This window comes from Cryobacterium suzukii (genome assembly GCF_004403185.1).
Classification (GTDB): domain Bacteria; phylum Actinomycetota; class Actinomycetes; order Actinomycetales; family Microbacteriaceae; genus Cryobacterium; species Cryobacterium suzukii.
On record NZ_SOHJ01000011.1, the window covers coordinates 406886 to 430409 of the forward strand.

Below are 23524 nucleotides of genomic sequence, written 5' to 3' on the forward strand. Positions count from 1 at the left end.
GCCAGCCTAGGGCCACCTCTGATCGCACACACTTTTTTCCCATTTACCCCCATCGACGCCTGATTAATGCGTGGCGTACACCCGTTGTTCAAGAACTTCTGATCGAATAGTGTGAAGAATCGTGACGGTGTGCCAGAGAGAGCACGCCCGCGACAAACGAATGGACGCTCTGTGAGCTTTCGAACGGCTGAATACCCCCGGCCGGACCACTTTCTGTTGCACCTGAGCGACACCCACCTGCTGGCGGGAGGCTCGAAGCTCTATGGCAGCGTCAACGCTGAAAACCATCTGGCCGATCTTTTCGCCGAGGTCGAGGCCTCCGGCGTCCGGCCCCAGGCCATCGTCTTTACCGGCGATCTCGCCGACAAAGGCGAACCGGGCGCCTACGAACTGCTGCGTGAGATCGTCGAGCCGGCCGCTGCCCGCCTCGGCGCCCGCGTTATCTGGGTGATGGGCAACCACGACAACCGCTCGGCGTTTCGCGCTGAACTGCTCGACCAGGTGCCCAGCGAGGCGCCGATTGACCGATCGTATGACCTCAACGGTTTGCGTCTGATCACGCTCGACACCTCGGTGCCCGGCCACCATTATGGAGCGGTATCCGACGAGCAGCTGCTCTGGCTCGCTGAGGAACTGCGCGTACCAGCCCCCGACGGCACGATTCTCGCCATGCATCACCCACCGATCCCGAGCGTGCTCGACCTCGCGACCGTTGTCGAGCTGCGCGACCAGGATCGCCTGGCCAACGTGCTGCGCGGCTCCGACGTGCGCAGCATCATCGCCGGACACCTGCATTACTCATCGATGGCGATGTTTGCCGGCATCCCCGTGTCGGTGTCGTCAGCGACCTGTTACACCCAGGACCTCAACGTTCCCGTCGGCGGTACCCTCGGTCGCGACGGCGCCCGCGCGTTCAACCTCGTGCACGTCTACCCGGGTACCGTGCTGCACTCCGTGGTACCACTCGGCCAGTTTCCAACGCTTGAACACGTCGATGCCGCCGAAAGCGCGCGTCGTCTGCGCGCTTCCGGCGTCGAGGTTACGCCGTCGGAGACTCTGCCTGCATTGCGCGAGCCGCCAATGACCCGGCCAATCCCGGTTCTGCACTAGATACGACGCTGGCCCGTTCCCACGGTGCCACGATCGGAAAGTACAGCTCGAGAAATTCGGTGACCGCGGCGCGACGCACCTCGGTAGAGATCTCCGGGTGACTGCCGTCGTTTAGGCAGAACATGTCCTGATCGCGACGCTTGCGCAGATGGTTCATCTGTCGCAGGGCGATGCGCAGCGTCGTCTCGATGTAGAGCGAGCGCACCTGCGTCTGCGCGACCGCGCGACCGGTCATCAACGCGTAGTAGTGATAGAGCGAGTTGGTGACCGAGATGTCGGTCGCCGAACGGAACCGGCTGGCGGCTGTGCGGCTGAAGTCCTCGGGAAACTCCTGTTCCAGCTCAAGCAGCACGCTCTTGCGCATGGGTGCAGGCGTGTGCTCAAGGTGCCGAGTGGTGACCTTGCCGAAGCGCCCGCGCAACAGCGCCCGATTCACCCGAGCGGCGTTCTCGAACCCGCTGCGGGTCGGATCGTTCTCGCCCAGCCCGATACGAGTGGCCGCCTCCACGAACTTGGTCACCCCGCCCGGCGAGAAGAACAGCTCTGGGCCGACCGGGCGACCGAAGAACATGTCGTCATTCGAGTACAGAAAGTGCTCGGCCAGGCCCGGAATGTGATGCAGCTGGCTTTCCACGGCGTGCGAGTTATGAATGGGCAGCACGCTCGTGTCAACGAAGAAATCTTCACTGCGCATGATCGTGACGCGTGGGTGCTCGGCCAGCCACTCGGGCGCGGGCGAATCGGTCGCGATGAAGATCCGGCGAATCCACGGGGCGAACATATAGACACTCCGCAGCGCATACTTGAGCTCGTCGATCTGGCGAAAACGGGCGTCGGAATCGTCACCCTCACCGACTACGTAAGACTTCATACGCTTGGCACGTTCCCGCTGAAATTCGTCGCTCGACCCGTCGACCCAGCTGAACACAAGGTCGATGTCGAAGGAAACGTCGCTAGCCAGGTCGTCGAACATGTTCTGCAGGGTCAGCCACGTGCGCCCATACCGGTCGATGGTCGTTTCACGAGCTTCAGCGCGCGGCAGCCGGGTGCGCATGAGGGCGTTTTCAACGGGGGCGATGATTTCGTCTTCGCCGAAGCGCCACATCTCCAGCTGGAAAGCCGTCTGGGCGCCGTAGCGCAGGCGGCCGATCGGTTCGATGCGCGGCCGGTAGACGCGAAACACGGAGGACTTGCGCAGGGTCGTGAGAGCGCCGTCGGCGAGCAGAAATTGCTGGCTGACGTTGCCATCGAGCGGCTTGGCGTAGAAGGGCTCGTTGGCGAACGCCCGGCTCAATACCTTGGTGATTTCGTTGCGTCGCTTACGGTCAACGGCGATGACCGGCCGATTGTGGTCGCCGCGCACGAGCAGAAAGTCGATGCCGGCAGCGGTGAGGGCGTCGTACACGGCCACGAGGTCCTTCACCATGGACTCGTGCGGCGTGTAGTGGCCGTTGATGAGGGCGATCTCGCCCTTGCGCACGACGAGGTCGTCGCGGTCGAAGCGGCGAGTGCGGGCATCCGGTGTGATCAGTACCAGTTCGGGCTCACTGCTAAGCGACAGGGTCGCGATCAGGCCGGTGTTGGTCGGCGGTTCAGGGTCGCTCGAGTCGAAGCCGACGGAGTCGGGGCGAAGGGCGTCGGTGTCAAAGATGTCACCGCCGAAAGTATCGGGGTAACCCTGGTTGGGAGTCTCCGGTTGTGCCTCCGGAATATCGCGTGTCGCCATGGTCCTCCTTGAGAAAGTGGTGCGCTCGATCGTGGACCAGCCAGGGCTGACACCGCGGAGTGCGTCGAAATTGCCGGCGTGAATGATTCAGAGTGTTTCGCAGCGACGATCTTCTCGAGAAGCGACGAGGTTCTCGATGAGCGACTGGCGTTTGGTGAAACGCGGTGGCATATGTATTTAGTGTACGTCTCGAAGTCGTTAAAATGCTGCGGCGACCGATCGGACGGGCCGTGCCGGTCCAGCCGGGTCAGAGTGCTGAGATACCGAATAGGCCGATAATCAGGGCCATGAGGAGGATCGTGACGAGTTCGTGGGCGAGGTTCAGCACGGTGAGGCCGGCCGGGCGGCGGTCGAACGCGTCGTGCGTAACCATGCGGGCCGCGGTGAATCCGGCCCAGAGGATGAGCCCGGTGAGCAGTGTATTGAACAGAAAGTTTCCGCCGTAGAAGTTCTGGGCGATCGCCGCGGCTCCGGCGAGCACGGACGCCGTGACGAAGCTGACCAAGACCGTGATGATGATCGCACCGGTGCCGCTGCCCTTCATGCTTTCTTCGGTATGGCCGACCGCTTTCATCCAGTACCGGCCGAAGACTGCGCGGGTGTACCAGATGGAGCCGACGACCATGCTGGACGCGGTGGCCAGGAGCACTGCCCAAATGTTTATCTCGGGAACCACGAGGGATCCTTTCGGCGGGCCCCGGGGTGTGGGGCGAAGGTGATATCCCGATGTTAGTGCTTGTGCGGTCGAACGGTTTGTTGCTCTTCAGCAGCAATTTTGGGGAGAAGCACGGCTGTCGCGTCGAACGGGGGCAGCTTCGCCGGGTCGGTGACCGGCAGCTGGCAGACGAAGTCGCGACAGAGATACGCGGTGGGCTGACCGCTCGGCGCTGTGCGGTCCGCGAATAGGTCGAATCCGGCGGCGGTGAATGCCCGCGCCTGGGATTCTGAAACGGATGCGACCACTCCCGCCACGTGGCGGCGAGCGAGGTCGTGCAGGGTGACGGGGTACGGGGTTGTCGGCGGCTGGTCGTTCCTGCCCGGCTGGTCGGGCGAGACGATGACGAGCTGCTCGATCGGGGCATTGAATTCATCGAACAGCCGCAGGGCGGCGCCATAGGCGAGAGGTCGAGCGGGAGCGAGGCCCGCGACGAGGCTGAGGCCGGCCTGCGCGGCTCGTCGGTAGCGGTCGTCGCCGGTGAGGCGGTGCATAAGCAGTGCGGCGTCGGCGCTGGCGGACAGGCCGGAGGGGTAGGCACCCTCGGACGGATCGATGGTACTGACTAGTCCCTGCCTGCTGAGTACCGGATCCGCGCCGTGCGGCGGGCGGAAGCCGGAAGTGTCGGTGGCTGCCGGTAGCGTGCTGTCGAGCAGGTGACGAGCCTGAGTGGCGTAGGTCACGTCACCGGTGACCAGTGCGAGTTCGAGGAGTCCGCGCGAGTACATGCCGTAGTCCTCCAGGGTGGCTTTGGCGGCCGAGGTGCGCCCATCAACCGAGGCTCGTACGAGGGTGCCGTCGGCGCGCTCGTGGTGTGCGTGCAGGTAATCGGCTGCCCGGCGGGCCGCGGCGACGAACTCAGGTCGGTCGAAGGCAAAACCGGCTCGAGCCAGAGCTTGGATGGCCAGACCGTTCCAGCCCGTCAGCACCTTCTCATCGAGGGCCGGCGGGGTCTGATTCAAGCGGTCGCTCTGCTCGAGGGCGTAGTAGCCGCCCTCGACTCGTCGGCCATCGACGGTGCTCTCTGAGTCCTGCGCACTGGCGAACCCGCCCCCCGGAAGCTGCATCACGTCGCAGAGAAAACCGGCGATTTTCTCGGCGACCTGACGGGCCCAGGGCTGGCCAGTGAGTGTCCAGGCGCGGGTGTACAGGCTGAGCAGCTGGGCATTGTCGTAGAGCATTCGTTCGTAGTGCGGGTCACTCCAATCTCGGTTGACCGCGTAGCGAAAGAAGCCGCCCTCGATCGAATCCCGCAGCGGCGACGCGCCCATAATTTTGAGGGTGCGCAGGGCGAGCGCGGGGCCGTCGCCATTCGCAGCATCGCTCGCACCACCGTGCCCGAGCAGAAAGGAGAGTGCCGGGGCTACCGGAAATTTGGGAGCACCGCCGAAGCCTCCGAGCTGGGGGTCTTCGTAGCCGACCAGTTCGGCGACGGCCCGATCGAGCGCTTCGCTGCCCAGCTGCGCGCTGGCCCCGGAGCGAGCCGAGCCGGAGGCGAGCTCCAGTGCCGAGTCGGCGAGCAGCTCGGCCACCCTGCCTGCGCCGGCCGTCACCTCGGCGCGGCGGGTCTGCCAGGCATCCGTCACCGCGGTCAGAACCTCACGAAACGACGGATGCCCGGTGAGGGGCGTCGGCGGAAAGTACGTTCCCGCGTGAAATGCCTGCCCGTCGGGAGTGACAAACACGTTCAGCGGCCAGCCGAGCCCATCGACGAACGCGCTCGCCGCGGCCAGGTAGCTCGCGTCGACGTCGGGGTGCTCCTCCCGGTCAACCTTGATGCTCACGAAGTGGGCGTTGAGGTACTGGGCGATCGCCGGATCGCTGAAGCTCTCCCTCGCCATGACGTGGCACCAGTGGCAGGTGGAATAGCCGATCGACACCAGCACCGGCACGTCCCGCTCGCGGGCAGCGGCGAACGCTTCTTCCCCCCAGCCAAACCAGTCGACCGGGTTGTCGGCGTGGCTGCGCAGGTAGGGGCTGATGGCATCGGCGAGGCGGTTGGGCATGCTCCATTCTGCTCCCGGTTGCGTTATCGGGCCAGCAGGGCGTTCCGCCGCCGCTGCACCCGCACCCACACCACGAAGCCCACGAGGGTGAACGCCCCGTAGAACAGGTAGAGAACGGCGGATGCGTAGTAGCCGGCGCTGATCAGCAACGGCACGCCGACTACGTCGACCGCCACCCAGATGAGCCAGAATTCGGTCCAGCCCTTGGCCATGCCGTAGGTCGCGAGCAATGAGCCGGTGAAGATCCAGGCATCCGCCCAGACCGGCTCGAACGAGCCAAGGGCACGAAAGATGGGTGTGAGCACGAGCGTGCCGGCGACAAGTCCGAGGCCCAGCAGGATGCGGGTGCGGTTGCCGGCCCAGTGCGGCGCTACGGCAACGTGCACGGCCGAGTGGCGGCTGCGCTGCCACTGCACCCAGCCAAAGATCGATACGACGATGAACATGATCTGACGACCGGCCTGACCGAGCAGGTTGACCGGGTTGGGCGTGCCGAACACGGCCCCGAGGAACACCGTGAACAGCAACGCGTTGCCGATGATTCCCACCGGCCACGCCCAGATCCTGCGCCGCATGCCGCCGACCGCACTGGCTATGCCGAAGACATTACCGACGACCTCACGCCAGAGGATGGTCTGGCTACCGATCTGCAACTGGGCGTCGAACAGCCATTCAATCGGATTCATGGAGATCTTTCTGCAGGACAGCACGTGCTCGGTGACGCACAACTCATCCCAATCTACCCACTCCTGTGCGCATGCAGCGGGCTAGTTCACCTCGTTGGGGTGCGCGGATACGCGGCCGGCACGCTCGAGCGCGGAGATCATGGTGACCTCGGTGCGGGTCAGTTCGAAGTCGAAGACGTCGAAGTTCTCGGTCATGCGCGCGAGACGGTTCGATTTGGGGAACAGGATGTTGCCCATCTGCAGGTGCCAGCGAATAACAATTTGCGCGGGCGACTTGCCGTGCGCGTCGGCGGCATCCGCTACGACCTGCTCATCGAACAGGGGATATTTACCCTGGCCGAGCGGACCCCAGGCCTCGATGTTGATACCGTTTTCGCGAGAGAAAGCGGTGACCTCAAGCTGCTGGTGCGCCGGGTGCAGCTCGATCTGATTGATGGCGGGAACGATGTTCGTCTCGTGGAGCAGGCGGTCAAGGTGCGGCACCAGAAAGTTGGAGACGCCGATGGAGCGGGCCCGGCCGGACTCCTGAATCTTCTCGAGGGCTCTCCAGCTCTCGACGAACTTGTCGTTGGCCGGAGCCGGCCAGTGGATCAGGTAGAGGTCGACGTAGTCGAGGCCGAGTTTCTCAAGACTTTCTTCGAACGCATCGAAGGCCGACTGGGTGCCCTGACGGTCGTTCCAGAGCTTGGTCGTGATGAACAGTTCGGAGCGGTCGATGCCGGAGGAAGCGAGGGCCTTGCCCACGCCCTCCTCGTTGCCGTAGATGGCAGCGGTGTCGATGTGGCGGTAGCCGACCGAGAGCGCGTCGGCCACGATGCCTGTGGTTTCGTCGGGTTCGACCTTGAACACGCCGAAACCGAGCTGCGGAATCGTGTGGCCGTCGTTGAGGGTGATGGTGGGAACAGATTTCGTCATCGCATCAGCCTATTGGCTGCTGTTCTGCATCCACCCCCCTGAACACCCAATGTTCACTGACCGCGAAAGCACTGATACGACCGACGTAATATTAAGACTTCATGGAAACGCTGAATATCACCTTCCCGCCCGAACTGCCGGTCAGCCAACGCCGGGACGACATCGCCCGCGCGATTGCCGACAACCAGGTCGTGATCGTCGCCGGGTCGACCGGGTCGGGCAAAACCACCCAGCTGCCCAAGATCTGCCTCGAACTCGGCCGCAAGAACATCGGCCACACCCAGCCGCGCCGACTCGCTGCACGCACCATCGCCGAACGCATCGCCGAGGAGCTCGGGCAGGAAGTCGGCCAGCTGGTCGGCTACCAGGTGCGATTCACCGACAAGGTCGGCGCTGACACCCGCATCAAGCTGATGACCGACGGCATCCTGTTGAATGAGATCCACCGCGATCGCATGTTGCGTAAGTACGACACGATCATCATCGACGAGGCGCACGAGCGCAGCCTCAACATTGACTTTCTGCTCGGCTACCTGCGGCAATTGCTGCCCAAGCGCCCCGATCTCAAGCTCATCATCACGTCGGCCACCATCGACCCGGCCAGCTTTGCGAAGCATTTCGCGGCTGCGGACGGTACCCCGGCGCCCGTCGTCGAAGTCTCTGGCCGCACCTTTCCGGTGGAGATTCGCTACCGGCCGCTCGTGGCGGAGCCCGGCATTGATGACGACGACGACGGGGCGGATGCCGCTCCCTCGGTCGACCGCGACTACATCGAGGGCATCACCTCGGCTCTCGATGAGCTCGAGCGGGAATCCAACGGCGACGTGCTGGTCTTTCTCTCCGGCGAGACCGAGATTCGCGACGCCGCCGACGCGCTGCAGGGCAAGTACGCCTCCTTGGCCAGCCGTAACCCGACCGAGGTGCTGCCGCTCTACGGCCGGCTGTCGTCGGCAGACCAGCACCGGGTGTTCCAACCGTCGACGGTGGCCGGGGTGAAACGTCGCATCGTGCTGGCGACCAACGTGGCCGAGACCAGCCTGACGGTGCCGGGCATCCGCTATGTCATCGACGCCGGAACCGCGCGCATCAGCCGGTACAGCGTGCGCTCCAAGGTGCAGCGGCTGCCGATCGAAGCGATCTCGCAGGCCTCCGGCAATCAGCGCAGCGGCCGCAGCGGGCGCACGAGCGATGGCATCGCGATTCGGCTGTACTCCGAAGAAGACTATATGCGCCGCCCGGAATATACCGAGCCGGAGATTCTGCGCACCAACCTCGCCGCGGTCATTCTGCAAATGATCTCGCTCGGCCTCGGCGACATCGCCTCGTTCCCCTTTTTAACCCCGCCGGACAGCCGCAATATCAAGGACGGCCTCGACCTGCTCGCCGAACTCGGCGCCATCGAAGCTGTGGACAAAACCACCCCGCGCCTCACCCGCATCGGCCAGCAACTCGCGCAGCTGCCGATCGACCCGCGCTTTGGCCGCATGGTGATCGAGTCGAAAACCCAGGGCACCAGCCGGGAAGTCATGGCGATCGTCGCCGGGCTGACCATTCAAGACCCACGGGAGCGCCCGCTCGAACGTCGCGCCCAGGCCGACCAGTTCCATGCCAGGTTCGCCGACCCCACGAGCGACTTTCTCAGCCTGCTCAACCTCTGGAACTACCTCGAGAAGCAACAGTCCGAACTCGGATCGAGCGCCTTTCGACGCCTGTGTAAGAACGAATACCTCAACTACCTGCGGGTGCGCGAGTGGCAAGACGTACTGCGGCAGTTGCGCCAGCTCGCCAAACCGCTCGGCCTGCATCTCGGTGAGCCGAGCACGAACCCCGACGGTGTGCACCGGTCGCTGCTGGCCGGGCTCCTCTCCCACATTGGGCTGAAAGATGTTGCCAAGAAGGACTATGTCGGGGCCAGGCAGCAACGCTTCGTGCTCTTTCCCGGCTCGACCCTGGCCAAGAAACAGCCGAACGCTGTCATGAGCGCCGAACTGGTCGAAACCAGCAGGCTGTTCGCCCGTATGAACGCGGTCGTCGACCCGGCCTGGGCCGAACCGCTCGCCGGCAACCTATGCAAGCGCAGCTACTCCGAACCACACTGGGAGATGAAGCAGGGCGCCGCCGTCGTCTACGAACGCGTCACGCTGTACGGCGTGCCGATCGTGGCCCGGCGCCGGGTGCAGTTCTCGCGGATCGACCCGGCGTATGCCCGCGAGCTGTTCATTCGCCACGCGCTGGTCGAGGGCGAGTGGGACCGCGCGTCGGGGCCGCAATCGTCGGCGGCAGAGAAGGAAGCGGATCGCGGCGGACGCGGACCGTCGCGCAACGAACGCGTCGGCATCTCGGTCGATGGCGGCACGGCTTCGGGCGGGCGTGGTTCCGGCCGCGGCGCACCAGCCGTTGGCTCGAGCGCGAGCCGTGGCGGCCGGCCCGGCCAGACCGGCGACCCCGGCATGTGGGCGTTCGAACGGGCCAACGCCAGGCTGCGGGAAGAACTGGCCGAGCTGGAGGAGCGCACCCGGCGCCGGGACATCCTCTTTGACGACGAGGCCGTTTTCGACTTCTACCAGCGCCGTATTCCGGCCGAGGTGTCCTCGACCAAGAGCTTCGAGGGCTGGTGGCGTACTGCCCGGTTCGACACCCCCGACCTGCTCACCATGACCGCCGACGCGCTCGTCGCCGCGGACTCCCCCGAGATCGATGAGGGGCTCTTTCCGCCGAGCTGGCAACAGGGCGACCAGCGCCTGACGCTCGGATACCGGTTCGAACCCGGCGAAGAGGACGACGGCGTGACCGTGCGCATTCCGCTCGCGCTGCTAGCCCGCCTGTCGCCGAACGGTTTCGACTGGCAGGTGCCCGGCCTCCGCGCCGAACTCGTGACCGCCATGATCAAGTCGCTGCCGAAAAGTATCCGCCGCAATGTCGTTCCCGCCGCCGATTGGGCCGCGCGGTTGCTGGGCGAGCTGCCGGGTGAGCCCGGCATCGTCGAAACCCTGCCGACGCCGGTGCCGGAGGCCTCGTTCGCCGACACTCTCGCTGCACTGATTCAGAAGCTCACCTATGTGCCGGTTTCCGCGCCCGACTTCGAGCTCGGCCGGATTCCATCGCACCTGCGCATGACGTTCGTCGTTACCGACGAGCGCGGACGCACGGTCGCCGCCGACAAGAACCTCAACGATCTGCAACGACGGCTCGGCACCCGGGTGCGCGAGAGCGTCGCGAAGGCGACGAGCGCCGCGGCGCCGAGCAACGCGATCGAACGCGCCGGGATCACCACCTGGGACCTCGGCGAGCTCCCCCGCTTCCTCGACACCAAGCAGGGCGACAACACGATTCGCGGGTATCCGACGCTCATCGATGATGGGGCATCCGTTTCTATCCGCATGATGAGCACCGAGCTGGAGCAAGCCCGTGCGCTGCCCCGCGGCGTGCGCCGGCTGCTGCTGCTCGCGACGCCGTCGCCGGCCGCGTATGTGCAGCAGCACCTCACCGCCGCCGAAAAGCTCAGCCTCGCCACCAGCCCCTACAAAACAACGCAGGCCCTGTTCGAGGATTGCCTCGCCGCCGCGGTCGACGACGTGCTCTTTCGGGTGCGTCCGGGCGGCCAGGTGTTCATGAAGGCGGAGTTCGACACCATCCGTGATCGGGTGTCGGGGGTGGTAATGGACTCCATGTTCGAGACTGTGGGTCTGGTCGCCCGCATTCTGACCGCTCAACGCCTGGCTGATAAGGCGCTCAAGGCCGCCACCAGCATGGCGCTGCTGCCCGGAATCAGCGATGCGCGCCAGCAGCTCACCGCCCTGGTCTATCCCGGATTCGTCAGCGAAACCGGCTTAGCCCAGCTGCGGCACCTGCCGCGCTACCTCGGCGGCATCAGCGCGCGCGTGCCAAAACTCGTCGACAATCCCAGCCGCGACCGCGTCTGGATGAACGAAACCCAGGCTGCGACCACCCGGTTCGAGAACGCCGGCGGTACCATGCCGCTCAAAGCGGATGCTGACGTCTCCGTTCTGCGCGCCCGCTGGATGATCGAGGAGCTGCGCATCAGCCTGTTCGCGCAGGAACTCAAAGCGGCGGAGGCTGTCTCGCTGCAGCGCATTCAGAAGGTGCTCGCCGGGTAGCTCGCAGGGGCTAGAGCACCTTGGACAGGAAGGCCTGGGTGCGGTGGTGCTGGGGGTTGGCGAGGACCTCGGTGGGTACGCCGCTCTCGACGACGACTCCGCCGTCCATGAAGACCAGCGAATCGGCGACCTCGCGGGCGAAACCCATTTCGTGAGTGACCACGATCATGGTCATGCCATCGCGGGCCAAGCCCTGCATGACGTCGAGAACCTCGCCGACGAGTTCGGGGTCGAGCGCGCTGGTGGGCTCGTCGAACAGCATGAGCTTGGGCTCCATGGCCAGGGCGCGGGCGATCGCGACCCGCTGCTGCTGGCCGCCGGAGAGGTGCGCCGGGTAGTAATCCGCGCGCTCGGCAAGACCGACTCGAGCCAGTAGAGCGCGGGCGTTGGCCTCGACGCCGACCTTGGACAGCCCCTTGACCCGGATGGGTGCTTCCATCACGTTCTGGAGCGCGGTCATGTGTGGAAACAGGTTGAAGCGTTGAAACACCATGCCAATGTCGCGGCGCTGACGAGCTGCCTCCTTGGGTCGCATCTCGTAGAGCTTGTGGTTGGCTTCGCGATAGCCGATGAGTTCACCATCCACGCTCAGGCGTCCGGACGAGACGACCTCGAGATGGTTGATGCAACGCAGAAAGGTGGACTTGCCGGAGCCGCTGGGGCCGACCAGGCACATGACCTCGCCACGTTTCACTTCGAGCGAGATGCTCTTGAGCACCTCGTTGGAGCCAAAGCTCTTGGAGACGCGGTCGGCGACCACCATGGGGGTGTCGAGCATCAGCGGTCTCCCTTGTGCGGGTCGGTGGGGGGCAGCACAACGGTGGGTTGGCCACTGCCGATGACCGGGGTGACCCCGGTCATGGTGCCCGTGAGCGAGGCGGTGGCGTCATCCGCTTTCTTGTCTGGACGGCGGTCGCCGATGCCGCGGGCGAATCGCTTCTCGAGAAAGTACTGACCGACCATGAGGATAGAGGTGAAGAACAGGTACCAGATCGACGCGACGATGAGCATCGGCACGGTTTCGAAGGTCACGGCGGCGATGTCGCGGGAACGTGTGTAGAGCTCGAGGGTGAACGGAATGGCCGTCACGAGCGAGGTCGTCTTGAGCATCGAGATGACCTCGTTGCCGGCCGGCGGAATGATCACCCGCATCGACTGGGGAACGATCACGCGCACCATGGTTTGGAACCAGCTCATGCCGAGCGCGGTCGCCGCTTCTTCCTGCCCGCTGTCAACCGAGAGCAGGCCGGCGCGCACGATTTCGGCCATGTAGGCGGCCTCGTTGAGGGCCAGTCCCACGATCGCGAGAATGAACGCGCTCAACGCGACCCGGGTTGGAAAAGACACCCACGGGTCGGTGAAGGGCAACCCGATGTCGATGGTCTGGTAAATCGTGCCGATCAGGCCCCAGAATGCGAGTTGCACGTACACCGGGGTGCCACGGAAGATCCAGAGGTAGACCCAGGCGATACTGCTGACGACCGTGTTGGGTGAGAGCCGCATGATGGCCAGGGTCACCCCGAGAATGATCGCGATGACCATGGAGTAGACCGTGAGTTGCAGGGTGACGAACGCGGCCTGCGAGATGCGCTGGTCGAACAGGTACTTGCCGACCGCCGGCCAGTCGTAGGCCGGGCGCATCGCCGCATCGGCGATGAACAAGGCAACGAGGAGCAGTAACACGACCGCGAAGGTGTTGCGCCACGGGTGGCGCAGGCGAATGGCCTTGATACCCGGTTCCGTCTTAACGCCGGTCGCGGTCGTGTCAGTCATGATGTGGGTCGCTTACTCTGTCTAGCCGTTGGCGGCGACGTTGATGGTGATGGTGTCGATGCCACCATCGGTGACACCCCAGGCATCGAGGATCTTGCCGTATGACCCGTCGTCAACCATGGACTGGAGGGCAGCCTGCACGGCCGCCGTCAGCTCGGAACCCTTGTCGACCGTGATGCCGTATGGCGCAGTGTCGAAGCTTTCACCGGCGGGCGCCAGCTTGCCGTCAGTCTTGGAGATGGCGTATAGGGTGACCGGGGAGTCGGCGCTGAGCGCGTCGGCCTTGCCGAGAATGACCGCGTTGGTCGCTTCGTCCTGCGAAGGGTAGGGCAGAGATTCGATCTTCTCGAGACCGGCCGCGACGCAGGCCGCGCTCTTGGCGGGCAGCTCGTCGGTGTCTTGAACGGTGTTGTCCTGCACGGCGACGGTCAGGCCACAGGCGTTGTCGGGATCGACGGTGCTGCCAACGGGCGCGGCCCAGAGAATGCCGGCGTTGTAATAGTTGACGAAGTCAACCTGTTTCTCGCGCTCGAGGTTGTCGGTGAAGGAGGATTCGCCGATGTCGACTGTGCCACCGGTGATGCTCGGAATGATGGTGTCGAAGGATGCGATCTGGTATTTGGTGGTGAGGCCGAGCTTGGCGGCGATACCGTTAGCGAGCTCAATACCCCAGCCGATCGGTGCACCCGACTCGTCCTTGAACTCGTTCGGCGGGTAGGCCGCGTCGGTTCCGACGACGAGCACCCCTGCGCTCGCAATGTCCTCGGGGAGCAGCGCGACCGCGGCGGGATCCGCTTCGATGGTGCTCGCGGCATCGGGCGGCGTCGTTGCGGTCGGAGTGGAGTTGTCGACACAGCCGGTCAGCAGCAATACGGCGGCGGCAGCGAATGCCGGAACAATGTAGCGTGCGCGCATGGCACTTCCTTCTCTAGGTGGTCGAAAATGCGCGGGTTCGCCGATGAACCCACACGCGGGTAAGACCTAACGAGCCTAGTGCAAGCGCGGCGCGGCAAAATCGAGTGTTGACCCATTCAGGGAAATTTTGACGAGCGGATGTCACGGATCTATCGTCGATAGGTGTCTACCGAAACCCCGAACATTTTGTACACGTCACCGACCGACCCGCTCGCCGCCACACTGGTGGCCGAACTCTCGCGGGAGTACGACGAGCGTTACGGCCTGAACGATGGAATTCCGTCGTCGAGCGAGCTCAGCCGGTATCCGGCCCGCCGCTTTCAACCGATCGACGGCGGCACGTTTCTCCTGCTCGTGGAGAACGGCAGCGCTGTCGCCGGCGGCGCGTTCATGCGGGCTGACGATGCTGGCGCCGTCGAGATCAAGCGAGTCTGGACCCACTCGGCGCACCGGAGGCGCGGCCTCGCCCGCCAAGTGATGGCCGAGCTGGAGGCCGAAGCTGCCCGCCGGGGCATCCATTCCATTGTGCTGACCACGGGGGCGCGCCAGCCGGAAGCGGTGGCGCTGTATCTCACGCTCGGTTATGAGCCGCAGTTCGACCTCGACGCCGACCGAGAGTCGATCGGGTACCTGGAGTTTCGCAAGCGGCTCGACATGGTCAACGAGGAAAACGGCCCTACGTGACCGCGGCCGCGAGCAGGGCGACGTAGTCCTCAAGGCCCCAGGACAACGACAGTCCCGTGGGCGGGGAGACCGAGCTGATGAAGGCCGCGCCGACCGGGGACGCGACCGTGCCGGCCTGCACCTGCGGCATGGCCTGCGCGTAGCTCGCGGTAAGGAACGCGTTGGATTCTTCCTGGGTGGAACCGAAGTTCACCAGCAGGTCGCTGCCGAGCTGGTCGAGCTGCTCGTAGCTGAGCGTGTAATAAAAGCTTGCCTCGTCGGTTGCGAGCTCATCGACGGCGGGTGCGCTGACGAAACCCAGGTCAAGGGTGAAATCGACGCGCGGGTCATCCTTCTTATAGACGTAGAAGCTGCCGGCGCTGTCGCTTGTGAGGGCGATAGTCTTGCCGGCGAACTCGGGGTGCGCGGCGGCCTGGTCGGCGATCTCGGTGTCGATCGAAGCGAGTAGGGCGCTCGCTTCGTCGGTCTTGCCGAGCGCGGTGCCGGTGATCTCGATCAGTTCGCGCCACGGGGTGGACCAGGCGTCGCCCGGGTAGGCCACGACGGGGGCGATCTTGCTCAGCAGGTCGTACTCCTGCTCGGTGATGCCGGAGTAGGCGGCGAGAATCACATCGGGAGCGGCCGCGGCGATGTCCTCGTAGGGCGGTTCCTGGGTATCAGGCAGGATGAGCGGCATCTCGGTGCCTTCGAGAGCCTCAGCTATCCACGGCAGTACGCCGTTCTCATCGCCGGCATAGCTCTGGAACGGCATGGCAACCGGGGTCACACCGAGGGCGATCGCGTCGTCGGCGCTGCCCCAACCCCAGGTCGCAACGCGGGTTGGCTGCTCGTCGATCGTGGTTTCGCCGAAGGCATGCTCGATGGTGACGGGAAAGCTGCCGGATGCCGCGGCATCGGCGGCGGGGTCAGCCGCGTCATCGGCGGCGGCCGTGCAACCGGCAAGGCCGAGGGCGAGGATGCTCGCGGCGGCAGCGAGGGTGAGGCGTCGGGACACGAATTTCTTCATTAGGTAAGCCTAACCTAATTAAACCTGTCCATGGAATCGGCCGATCGGGACGACCATGGGGGCGCCACAGACCGGATCGGGAACGATTCGCGCCTCGAGGTCGAAGGCGTGCCGCACGATGTCGGCGGTGAGCGTCTCGGCGGGCAATCCGTTGGCCACGATGCTTCCCGCACGCATGACGACGAGATGGTCGGCATAGCGGGCGGCGAGGTTGAGGTCGTGCAGCACCATCACGACGGTCGTGCCGCGTTCGCGATTGCGTTCGAGCAGCAGGTCGAGCACCTCAATCTGGTGGGTCACGTCGAGGAAAGTGGTCGGTTCGTCGAGCAACAGAATCTCGGGATCCTGCGCGAGCGCCATGGCGATCCAGACCCGTTGCCGCTGCCCGCCGGAGAGGTCTTCGAGGCGGCGCCCGGCGAGTTCGCCAGTGTTCGTGGCGGCCATGGCCGCGGCGACGATCTCGTCGTCGGTGCTCGACCACTGCCGAAACCAGCCCTGGTGCGGGTACCGGCCGCGGCCGACGAGGTCGGTCACGGTGATGCCGTCGGGCGCGATGGGCTGCTGGGGCAGCAACCCCACGACGGTCGCGACCTTCTTGCCGGGCAGCGCGGCGATGTTGCGCCCACCCAGGGACACCTGGCCGGCATCCGGTTTCAGTAAGCGCGCGAGGCCTTTGAGCAGGGTGGACTTGCCGGAGGCATTAGCGCCGACGATGACGGTGATCGCGCCGGGAATGACCTCGAGGTCGAGGCTGTCGATTATGGGCGTGTGGTCGTAGCCGAGGCTGACGCCCTCGGCGCGCAATAGCTGGGTCATCAGGCGCCCTTTCCGGTTTTGTTGCTGGTGGCGATCAGCCAGAGCAGGTAGGGGGCGCCGATAGCGCCCGTGATGATTCCGGCGGGCAGTTCGAGCTGCCCGGGGAGCAGGTGCTGCGCGGTGAAGTCGGCCACGGTCGTGATGAGGGCGCCGACGAGCGCTGCGGGAATGAGAGCGAGTCCGCCGGTACCGAGTACGCGCCGGGCGATCGGCGCCGCCACGAACGCGACGAAGGCGAGTGGGCCGACGGCGGCGGTCGCCGTTGCGGCGAGCGCGACGGCGATCACGAGCAGCACGAGCCTGGTGCGTTCGGCGCCGACGCCGAGGCTCGTGGCAAGGTCATCGCCGAGTTGTAGGGCGCCCAGGCGCCCGCTCAGCACACGAATGACGGGCAGCAGCACGAGCAGCACGACGGCCACGAGGGCGATGTCTTGCCATCCGGCGCCGCTCACGCTGCCGACCAGCCAGAGCAGGGCGCCCTGAGCGTCGTTGAGATCGGCGCGGGAGAGCAGGTAGCCGAGCAGTCCCTGCACCATGAAAGCGACCCCAACGCCGATCAGCACGAACCGGTAGCCGACCACCCCGCCGCGGCGCGCCAGCAGGTAGATGACGCAGGCGACGATGATGGCGCCGACGAAAGCGGCGAGGGAGGTCGCGATGCTTCCGAAACCGAGGATGAGCATGCCGAAGACGGCGGCGGCGCTCGCTCCCCCGGTCACCCCGATGATGTCCGGGCTCGCGAGTGGATTGCGCAGCACGGTCTGGAACAGCGCGCCGGACAGCGCGAAGGCCACCCCCACGAGCAGGGCGAGGGTCAGCCGGGGCAGGCGCAGGGACAGCACGATGAAGTTCTCGCTCTGGGTGCCCTGGCCGGCGAGGGTGCGTAGCAGGTCGGGCACGCTGAGCGAATAGGCGCCGACGGCGAGGCTGAACGCGGCGACGATCACGACGGCACCGACGAGCACGAGCACGACGCTCCGGTTGCGCCTTGTGCGCTGGACGCGTGCGTGGGTGGTCATCACAGCCCGGCCAGTTTCACTCGGCGCACGAGGGCGATGAGTACCGGCGCTCCGAGGAACGCGACGACCAGGCCGGCCTCGATCTCGCCGGGCTGGGCGATGACGCGGCCGAGTACATCTGCCGCGACGAGCAGGGTCGGGCCGAAGAAAGCGGAGAAGGCGATGATGAGGCGGTAGTCGGGGCCGGTGATCCAGCGGGCCACGTGCGGCACAGCAAGGCCGACGAACACGATCGGGCCCGCCATCGCGGTCGCCGAGCCACATAACAGCACGATCGCGACGGCGCAGACGATGCGGGCGACCACGAGGTTCTGGCCGAGCCCGCGGGCGAGGTCGTCGCCGAGGGCGAGGGCATTGAGCATGCGGGCCGCGACGATGGCGAGAACCGCGCCGACCAGGATGAAGGGAGCCAGTGGCAGGGCGGCGTCGAGGCCGCGAGCAACCAGGGAGCCGGCCGCCCAGAATCGGTAGCGGTCGAAGGCCTCGGAGTCGGCAAGCAGCACGATCGTGATGAGTGAGGTGAACGCTGCCGTCAGCGCGGTTCCGGCGAGGGCGAGCTTCACCGGGGTGGCGCCTTCCCTGCCCAGGGATCCGATGAGGTAGACGATCGTCGCGGCCACGGCGGCGCCAATAAAGGCGAACCAGACGTAGCCGAGCGAGGACGTCACGCCGAACCAGGCGATACCGGCCACGACGAACAACGACGCGCCGGCATTGACCCCGAGCAGGCCGGGGTCGGCGATCGGGTTGCGGGTGACGCCCTGCATCAGGGCGCCAGCCAGGCCGAGGGCGAGGCCGGCGAGCAGGCCGACGACGGTGCGCGGCACCCGCAGGTCGAGAATGACGGTGTGGTCGGTCAGCGCACGGTCCGGGCTGAACAAAGCGCTCCAGACGGTGACCGGGGCGATCTCGCGGGTGCCGACGAGGAGCGACGCGGCGATGCTGAGCCCGAGCAGCACGAGGGCCGTGATGAAGCCGATGACGACGCGACGCGGGTGAACGCGGGCCGGCGCCGTTGCAGCGGATGCAGGTCGGTCAAGAGCCAGGGTCATTGAGCTTCGGACCGGCCCAGCCGCCAGTAGCCCATGAAAGCCACTCTCGAGCGGTCAATGCCCGTCTCGCTCACCAGAAAGCGTCGCAACAACTTGATCATGCAGCATTCGCCCGCAAGCCAGGCGTAGAAACCTGTGCCGCTCTCGTCGTTCGGCGCTTCCCAAAGCAGGTCGCTGTCCACGTCGATCTCGGCGAGCGGCTCCGGATGTGCGGCGCCAACCAGATTGATGAGCGCGCCATTGTCGGCGACCCAGTTGCGCACGGCTTCATCCAGGCGTTCTCCGTGCGGCGCTGTGCCGCGGGCCAGCCACGTGATCTCGCAACCGTTCGGCAACACGAGGGGCAAAGCATCCGCTTCGGTGGGCACTTCGATGAAGGCGCGGGCACGGCGGCCAGCGGGCAGGCTCTCGAGAATGCTGCAGATAGCGGGGGCGGCGGCTTCGTCACCGGCCAGCAGCAGTTCGGTCGCGTGCGCTGGGTGCCAATCGAGGCCGATGGCGCGGCCGGGGCTGCGCTCGTCGGGGCCGACGATGACAACGTCACTGCCGATAGACGCGGCCTGCAGCCAGCGCGCGGCCGGACCGAGCGGGCCGCGACCGGCGTGGGTCACGAAATCCACATCGATCTCGCGCTGTTCGGGGCGCACGGCGCGAATCGTGTAGGTGCGAAAGGGGTTGCGGTCGGCGTCGGGCAACGCACGCCAACGCTCATACCAGGTGCCGTCGGCACCGGTGCCCTCATCATCAGCGCCGATATCGAAGAGGCCACAGCCGGGCAGCGGCAACACGATCTTGACCCGCTGATCGAGTCCGGCAGTGCCAAAGGTCTCGAACTGAGCACCAAAGAATGTCACCCGGGTGAAATGATCACTCAGCGGGCGGATGCCGACCACGCTGGCCCGGTAGGGCCGGTAGGCCGGGCGTTCCGTGACCGCCGTGACCCCGAGACCGGCCACTGTCGGTAAGGTAAGCATTACCTTAGTATGGCATGCCTTGTCCCCACAATGGGCGGTGCGGTCGAGATTGTCAGGCCCACCCGGGTCACGTCGTCTGCCCCAGTTTTCGACGCACACGACCGTAGACTGAAATCATTGTGAAAAGTTACTGGACCCTCCTGCGTACACCCGGCGTGTCCCGCCTGATCGGCGCGCAGCTGACGGCCCGTTTTCCGTTCGGCATGCTCTCGCTCGCCTTTCTCATTCACATCGAGCAGATCTTTGATTCCTATGGAGCTGCCGGGCTGGTTCTCGGCGCAATGAGCATCGGCCAGGCCATAGCGGGTCCCCTCACCAGCCGCCTGATGGGACGCCTCGGCATGCGCCCGGTGATCATCGCGACCATGTTCATCTGCGCGGTGTCGATCATCGTGATGGCGCTGGTTCCGCTGTCGGTACTGAGCCTCATGCTCATCGGATTTGTGGCCGGCCTGTCAACGCCGCCGATCCAGCCGGCCGTGCGCACCATCTATCCCAAGATCGTCAACTCCCGCCAGCTCACCCCGTTGTTCTCGCTCGACGCTTCGGCGCAGGAGATCATCTGGGTACTCGGTCCCGTCATCGCGACCTTCGTGGCCCTGCAGGTTTCGACGACCGCGGGCATCCTGCTGGCCGCATTCTTTCTGGTCGCCGGCGGAATCTGGTTCGTCTCCCTGCCGGAGGTGGGTCGGGTGCGCATTCCGCGCAGCCGCCGCAAGCTCGGTGTGGTGCTGAAGAAGCCCGAAGTGCTGCTCAGCACCATCGTCGGGTTCACCCTCGTAGCCGCCTGCGCCGCCGTCGAGGCCGGGGTGGTCGCGGTGTTCGGGCACGGCAGCGCCGACGCGGGCTGGGTGCTGGGCATCTTCGCTGTCGGCTCCCTCATCGGCGGGCTCGCGCTCGGCCACGCCCCGATCGGACCGTGGGCACTCGCCGCCCGCATGCTCATCGTCACCATCGGGCTGGCCCTGGCGAGCCTGTGGCTCACCTTCTGGTGGCTGTCTCTGGCTTTGCTCGTGGCGGGGGTCGGCATCGCTCCCGCCTTCGCGGTCTTGTTCGGCATCGTCTCGGCGAGCGTGAAGTTCAGCGACACCGCCGAGGCCTACGGCTGGGTGGGCACCGGCCAGCTGATCGGCGCCGCCCTGGGCTCCGCCATTGCCGGGTTCTCGATCGACCATTCCGGACCGGTCTCGGCGATCTATGTCGCCGCTGGCTTCGCCGCCCTCGGCTGCATCATCCCCGCGCTCGGTCGTCGCTGGCACCCCGACCTGCGTGGCCGGGACATCAGCCCCATCCCCGACACCGAGCCCATCCAGGTGCAGGTCTCCTAGCCCAGTTCTCCTGGTATGGAGGGACGACCTCGACTGAACATCATCACCATCGGGCTCACCTTCGCAAGCCGCGACGTACCCGAATCCTGACGCTATGCGGGCAGGACCCTGATCGTGAACGTCCTGCGTGCAGTCGCACCGGTATTGTCCCTAACCTCCACGGTAAAGGTGAACGTCCCGGCCCTCGTCGGCGTGCCCGTGACTCTGGCCTCCGGCCTGTTCTCCAGGGTGTTTCCAACGAAGCGAGTTCCGTCCGGAACATTGCCGGAAGCCTGTTTGAACTTGAACGTCGACGGCCCCGGTGGATCGCTGCAAACGACGTAACCCAAATACGACTGTCCCACCGTGGCATCGGGCATTTGTGCCGGAGTGAGAAAGGCGAGTTGCTCGGCGGCGGCCACCGAGGCTGAAGCGTTCTCGGACGCGGCAGACGTATTCCCGGCGGCGTCGAAAGCGGCCACAGTGTACGTATAGGTGCCAACGGTGAGGCCGGAATCGATGAAGCTCGCCGAATCCGTCGTACCTAGGAAGGCGCCGTTACGATTGACGCGGTAACCGGTCACCCGGGTGTCGTCCGTGCTGACTCCCCAACTCAGGCTGACCGTGGATCCGACGACAGTAGTCGCCAGATTCGTCGGAATCGAGGGAGCGGTGGTATCCGTGACCGGCGGTTGCGGCACCGTTACCGAAGCGCTGTTGCTGGCCGCAGATACATTGCCCGCACCGTCAACGGCAGCGACCGAATACGTGTAGGTTCCGGGGCTGCGGCCGCTGTCGTTATAGAAGGTGTTCAGCACGGTGGTGATCACGACGCCGTTGCGGGTCACCCGGTACCCCGTGACGCCCACATTGTCGGTACTGGCGGTCCAGCCAAGATCCGCGGTGGTGCCGGAGAGTGTCGCCGTCACGTTGGCGGGCACACTGGGAGCGGCGGTGTCCGACGTCGGCGGCCGCGTTACGGCGCACCCGGACAGCGTCCTGGTGGTCACTGCTGTTGAGCCGTCCCGCATGTCCACCGTGCAGTCGGCGGGCGCTGAATACGGGTCACGAACGATGCGGAACTTACCCGAGCTGTCACTGCGGCCCATCACGACGTTATCCACACTGATGTCGCGGGAGGCAATGGCGGTCCCCTCAATCCGCAGAGCTGAACCGCTGACCTCCGCCCTTAAAACGGAAACGACAGCTGCCGCCGGTGTTGCGGTGATCAAACCGGGCAGCATGGCAGCCAACAAAATGGCCGCGACAGCCAGATACTTTCTACTGAGCATGATCATGTCCTCACTCTGAGGTTCCGATAGAGGATGCCGATCCCTGTAGCGTTTCCCAGCGACGGCATCCGCTGATGCACGAGACCATCCATACCGCAACCGGTATCAAACCTGTGGCGGGGTTCCCGGTCTGGACAACGGGCTCAAGTCAAACGAGGCACGCAATGAAACCAAACCCGTAGCGGGACTGTACCCCATTCATCTTGAATTGCAAGGTCACGCATGGTGATACTTCCGCGGCTCTGCCGAATCACCGGGTAGCCCCGAGGCCCGCGAGCCGCGAGCCCGCAGGCGCGATCGGCGCGAAGTCGGCACGCCGACAGCCACCGCGACCCTGACGAATTGGATCGATCGGCTGATCCGGGCCTCGGCCGTGGCCCGTCAAATTTACCAGCGCGGGTGGATCTGCTCCCGCAGGAGCCGGTCGTAGATGTCCTGCACGCCCTCGTTGAAGGCGACGCCAAGCGGCTCGGCCACGCCGGCCGCGGCATTCCCCTGCGCTTGCGCGACCGAGCGGGCTCCCGGGATGACGGCGCTCACGCCGTCGATCTGGGCGACCCAAGCCAGCGCGGCCTGGGCCGGCGTGAGGCCGGCCGGAGTTAGGGCGGCGAATTCGGTCGCGGCCTGCAGGCCGACCTCGAAGTCGACGCCGGAGAAGGTCTCGCCGACGTCAAAGTGGCTGCCGTCACGGTTGAAGTTGCGGTGGTCGCTGTCGGCGAACACGGTCTCGTGAGAATATTTGCCGGTGAGCAGGCCGCTGGCCAGCGGAACCCGGGCGATGATGCCGACCCCGGCGGCGCGGGCGGCGGGCAGCACCTCATCGAGCGGCTTAAGCCGAAAGGCATTCAGGATGATCTGCACCGTGGCGACACCCGGGTGACTGATCGCGGCGACGGCCTGGTCGCAGGTCTCCACGCTCACGCCATAATTCTTGATGACACCCTCGTCGACGAGGGTGTCGAGTGCGTCGTAGACCTCGCCGGAGTCGAAGACCGCGCTCGGCGGGCAGTGCAGTTGCACGAGGTCGAGGGTGTCCATGCCGAGGTTGGTGCGCGACCGGTCGGTCCACTCGCGGAAGTTCGCGAGCACGAAATTCTCCGGCAGCTGCTGCACCCGGCGACCCATTTTAGTGGCGACGGTGATCTCCGCACCTGGAGCGTCGTGCGCAAGAAAATGCCCGATCAGACGCTCACTGCGGCCGTCACCGTAGACATCCGCTGTGTCAAAGAAAGTGACGCCGGCGTCAGCGGAAGCTGCCAGCACGCCGGTCGCGTCGGCGTCAGACACGGCGCCCCAGTCGCCCCCGAGCTGCCAGGTGCCCAGGCCGATCACGGAAACAATGCGGCCAGTTCGTCCGAGGATTCGTTTTTGCATGTCCCCAGCTTAGGCACCGGATGCACGTCGCGGCCG

The 23524-nt window shown here is 65.5% G+C and carries 19 protein-coding genes; 4 read left to right on the top strand and 15 right to left on the bottom strand.

Features of this window, described 5'->3' with window-relative positions; translation table 11 throughout:
• The first annotated feature begins 171 nt into the window (after positions 1-171).
• The gene (locus E3T39_RS11605; protein ID WP_134515432.1) at positions 172-1110 is read left to right on the top strand and encodes a phosphodiesterase; all 939 of its coding nucleotides are present in this window, start codon (positions 172-174) and stop codon (positions 1108-1110) included.
• On the opposite strand, the gene E3T39_RS11610 is transcribed toward E3T39_RS11605, so the two are convergent.
• From E3T39_RS11610 to E3T39_RS11630, 5 genes are all read right to left on the bottom strand, one after another.
• Positions 1040-2836 (bottom strand): stealth family protein, encoded by a 1797-nt coding sequence (locus E3T39_RS11610; RefSeq protein WP_134515434.1) that lies wholly within the window; start codon positions 2834-2836, stop codon positions 1040-1042. The genes E3T39_RS11605 and E3T39_RS11610 overlap by 71 nt on opposite strands.
• 247 nt (positions 2837-3083) lie before the next feature.
• Positions 3084-3512 carry a DUF1761 domain-containing protein gene (locus E3T39_RS11615; protein WP_134515436.1) on the bottom strand — a complete coding sequence of 143 codons (429 nt, stop codon included), beginning with the start codon at positions 3510-3512 and terminating at the stop codon, positions 3084-3086.
• 53 nt (positions 3513-3565) lie between these two features.
• A complete protein-coding gene (locus tag E3T39_RS11620) occupies positions 3566-5557 on the bottom strand; it encodes a thioredoxin domain-containing protein (protein WP_134515438.1) in 1992 nt (663 codons plus the stop codon).
• Between the two features lie 23 nt (positions 5558-5580).
• Positions 5581-6243: a nicotinamide riboside transporter PnuC gene (gene pnuC / locus E3T39_RS11625; RefSeq protein ID WP_134515440.1), complete on the bottom strand. Its 663-nt coding sequence runs from the start codon at positions 6241-6243 to the stop codon at positions 5581-5583.
• An 81-nt stretch (positions 6244-6324) separates the two neighbouring features.
• Positions 6325-7158 (bottom strand): aldo/keto reductase, encoded by an 834-nt coding sequence (locus E3T39_RS11630; protein ID WP_134515442.1) that lies wholly within the window; start codon positions 7156-7158, stop codon positions 6325-6327.
• Positions 7159-7259: 101 nt separating this feature from the next.
• Between E3T39_RS11630 and hrpA the strand changes: the two genes are divergently transcribed.
• Positions 7260-11276 carry an ATP-dependent RNA helicase HrpA gene (gene hrpA / locus E3T39_RS16485; protein WP_134515444.1) on the top strand — a complete coding sequence of 1339 codons (4017 nt, stop codon included), beginning with the start codon at positions 7260-7262 and terminating at the stop codon, positions 11274-11276.
• Between the two features lie 10 nt (positions 11277-11286).
• Here hrpA and E3T39_RS11640 read toward each other — a convergent pair whose 3' ends face one another.
• From E3T39_RS11640 to E3T39_RS11650, 3 genes are read right to left on the bottom strand one after another with little or no spacing between them, the layout of a single operon-like run.
• Positions 11287-12054, bottom strand: a complete 768-nt coding sequence (locus tag E3T39_RS11640) for an amino acid ABC transporter ATP-binding protein (protein WP_134515446.1) — start codon at positions 12052-12054, stop codon at positions 11287-11289.
• Complete coding sequence (locus E3T39_RS11645) at positions 12054-13049, bottom strand: amino acid ABC transporter permease (protein ID WP_134515448.1); 996 nt, start codon at positions 13047-13049, stop codon at positions 12054-12056. The genes E3T39_RS11640 and E3T39_RS11645 overlap by 1 nt, the downstream gene beginning before the upstream one ends.
• Before the next feature lie 21 nt (positions 13050-13070).
• Positions 13071-13964, bottom strand: coding sequence for an ABC transporter substrate-binding protein (locus E3T39_RS11650; RefSeq protein ID WP_134515450.1), 894 nt, complete (start codon positions 13962-13964; stop codon positions 13071-13073).
• Between the two features lie 162 nt (positions 13965-14126).
• Here E3T39_RS11650 and E3T39_RS11655 point away from each other — a divergent pair, with 162 nt between their 5' ends.
• Complete coding sequence (locus E3T39_RS11655) at positions 14127-14648, top strand: GNAT family N-acetyltransferase (protein ID WP_134515452.1); 522 nt, start codon at positions 14127-14129, stop codon at positions 14646-14648.
• Here E3T39_RS11655 and E3T39_RS11660 read toward each other — a convergent pair.
• The 5 genes from E3T39_RS11660 to E3T39_RS11680 are packed head-to-tail and all read right to left on the bottom strand — an operon-like array spanning position 14641 to position 19515.
• On the bottom strand, positions 14641-15654 hold the full coding sequence (locus E3T39_RS11660; protein ID WP_134515454.1) for an iron-siderophore ABC transporter substrate-binding protein: 1014 nt from the start codon (positions 15652-15654) through the stop codon (positions 14641-14643). The genes E3T39_RS11655 and E3T39_RS11660 overlap by 8 nt on opposite strands.
• Positions 15655-15672: 18 nt before the next feature.
• Positions 15673-16470 carry an ABC transporter ATP-binding protein gene (locus E3T39_RS11665; protein WP_134515455.1) on the bottom strand — a complete coding sequence of 266 codons (798 nt, stop codon included), beginning with the start codon at positions 16468-16470 and terminating at the stop codon, positions 15673-15675.
• Positions 16470-17489 carry a FecCD family ABC transporter permease gene (locus E3T39_RS11670; RefSeq protein ID WP_134515801.1) on the bottom strand — a complete coding sequence of 340 codons (1020 nt, stop codon included), beginning with the start codon at positions 17487-17489 and terminating at the stop codon, positions 16470-16472. Before E3T39_RS11670 ends, E3T39_RS11665 begins: the two co-directional genes overlap by 1 nt.
• Positions 17489-18541 carry a FecCD family ABC transporter permease gene (locus E3T39_RS11675; protein ID WP_134515457.1) on the bottom strand — a complete coding sequence of 351 codons (1053 nt, stop codon included), beginning with the start codon at positions 18539-18541 and terminating at the stop codon, positions 17489-17491. The genes E3T39_RS11670 and E3T39_RS11675 overlap by 1 nt, the downstream gene beginning before the upstream one ends.
• Complete coding sequence (locus E3T39_RS11680) at positions 18538-19515, bottom strand: siderophore-interacting protein (protein WP_134515459.1); 978 nt, start codon at positions 19513-19515, stop codon at positions 18538-18540. Before E3T39_RS11680 ends, E3T39_RS11675 begins: the two co-directional genes overlap by 4 nt.
• Before the next feature lie 119 nt (positions 19516-19634).
• Between E3T39_RS11680 and E3T39_RS11685 the strand changes: the two genes are divergently transcribed.
• Positions 19635-20843 carry an MFS transporter gene (locus E3T39_RS11685; RefSeq protein WP_134515461.1) on the top strand — a complete coding sequence of 403 codons (1209 nt, stop codon included), beginning with the start codon at positions 19635-19637 and terminating at the stop codon, positions 20841-20843.
• A gap of 92 nt (positions 20844-20935) precedes the next feature.
• Here E3T39_RS11685 and E3T39_RS11690 read toward each other — a convergent pair whose 3' ends face one another.
• Positions 20936-22114 carry a putative Ig domain-containing protein gene (locus E3T39_RS11690; protein ID WP_134515462.1) on the bottom strand — a complete coding sequence of 393 codons (1179 nt, stop codon included), beginning with the start codon at positions 22112-22114 and terminating at the stop codon, positions 20936-20938.
• Positions 22115-22501: 387 nt separating this feature from the next.
• On the bottom strand, positions 22502-23488 hold the full coding sequence (locus E3T39_RS11695; protein ID WP_134515464.1) for an aldo/keto reductase: 987 nt from the start codon (positions 23486-23488) through the stop codon (positions 22502-22504).
• Between the last annotated feature and the right edge of the window lie 36 nt (positions 23489-23524).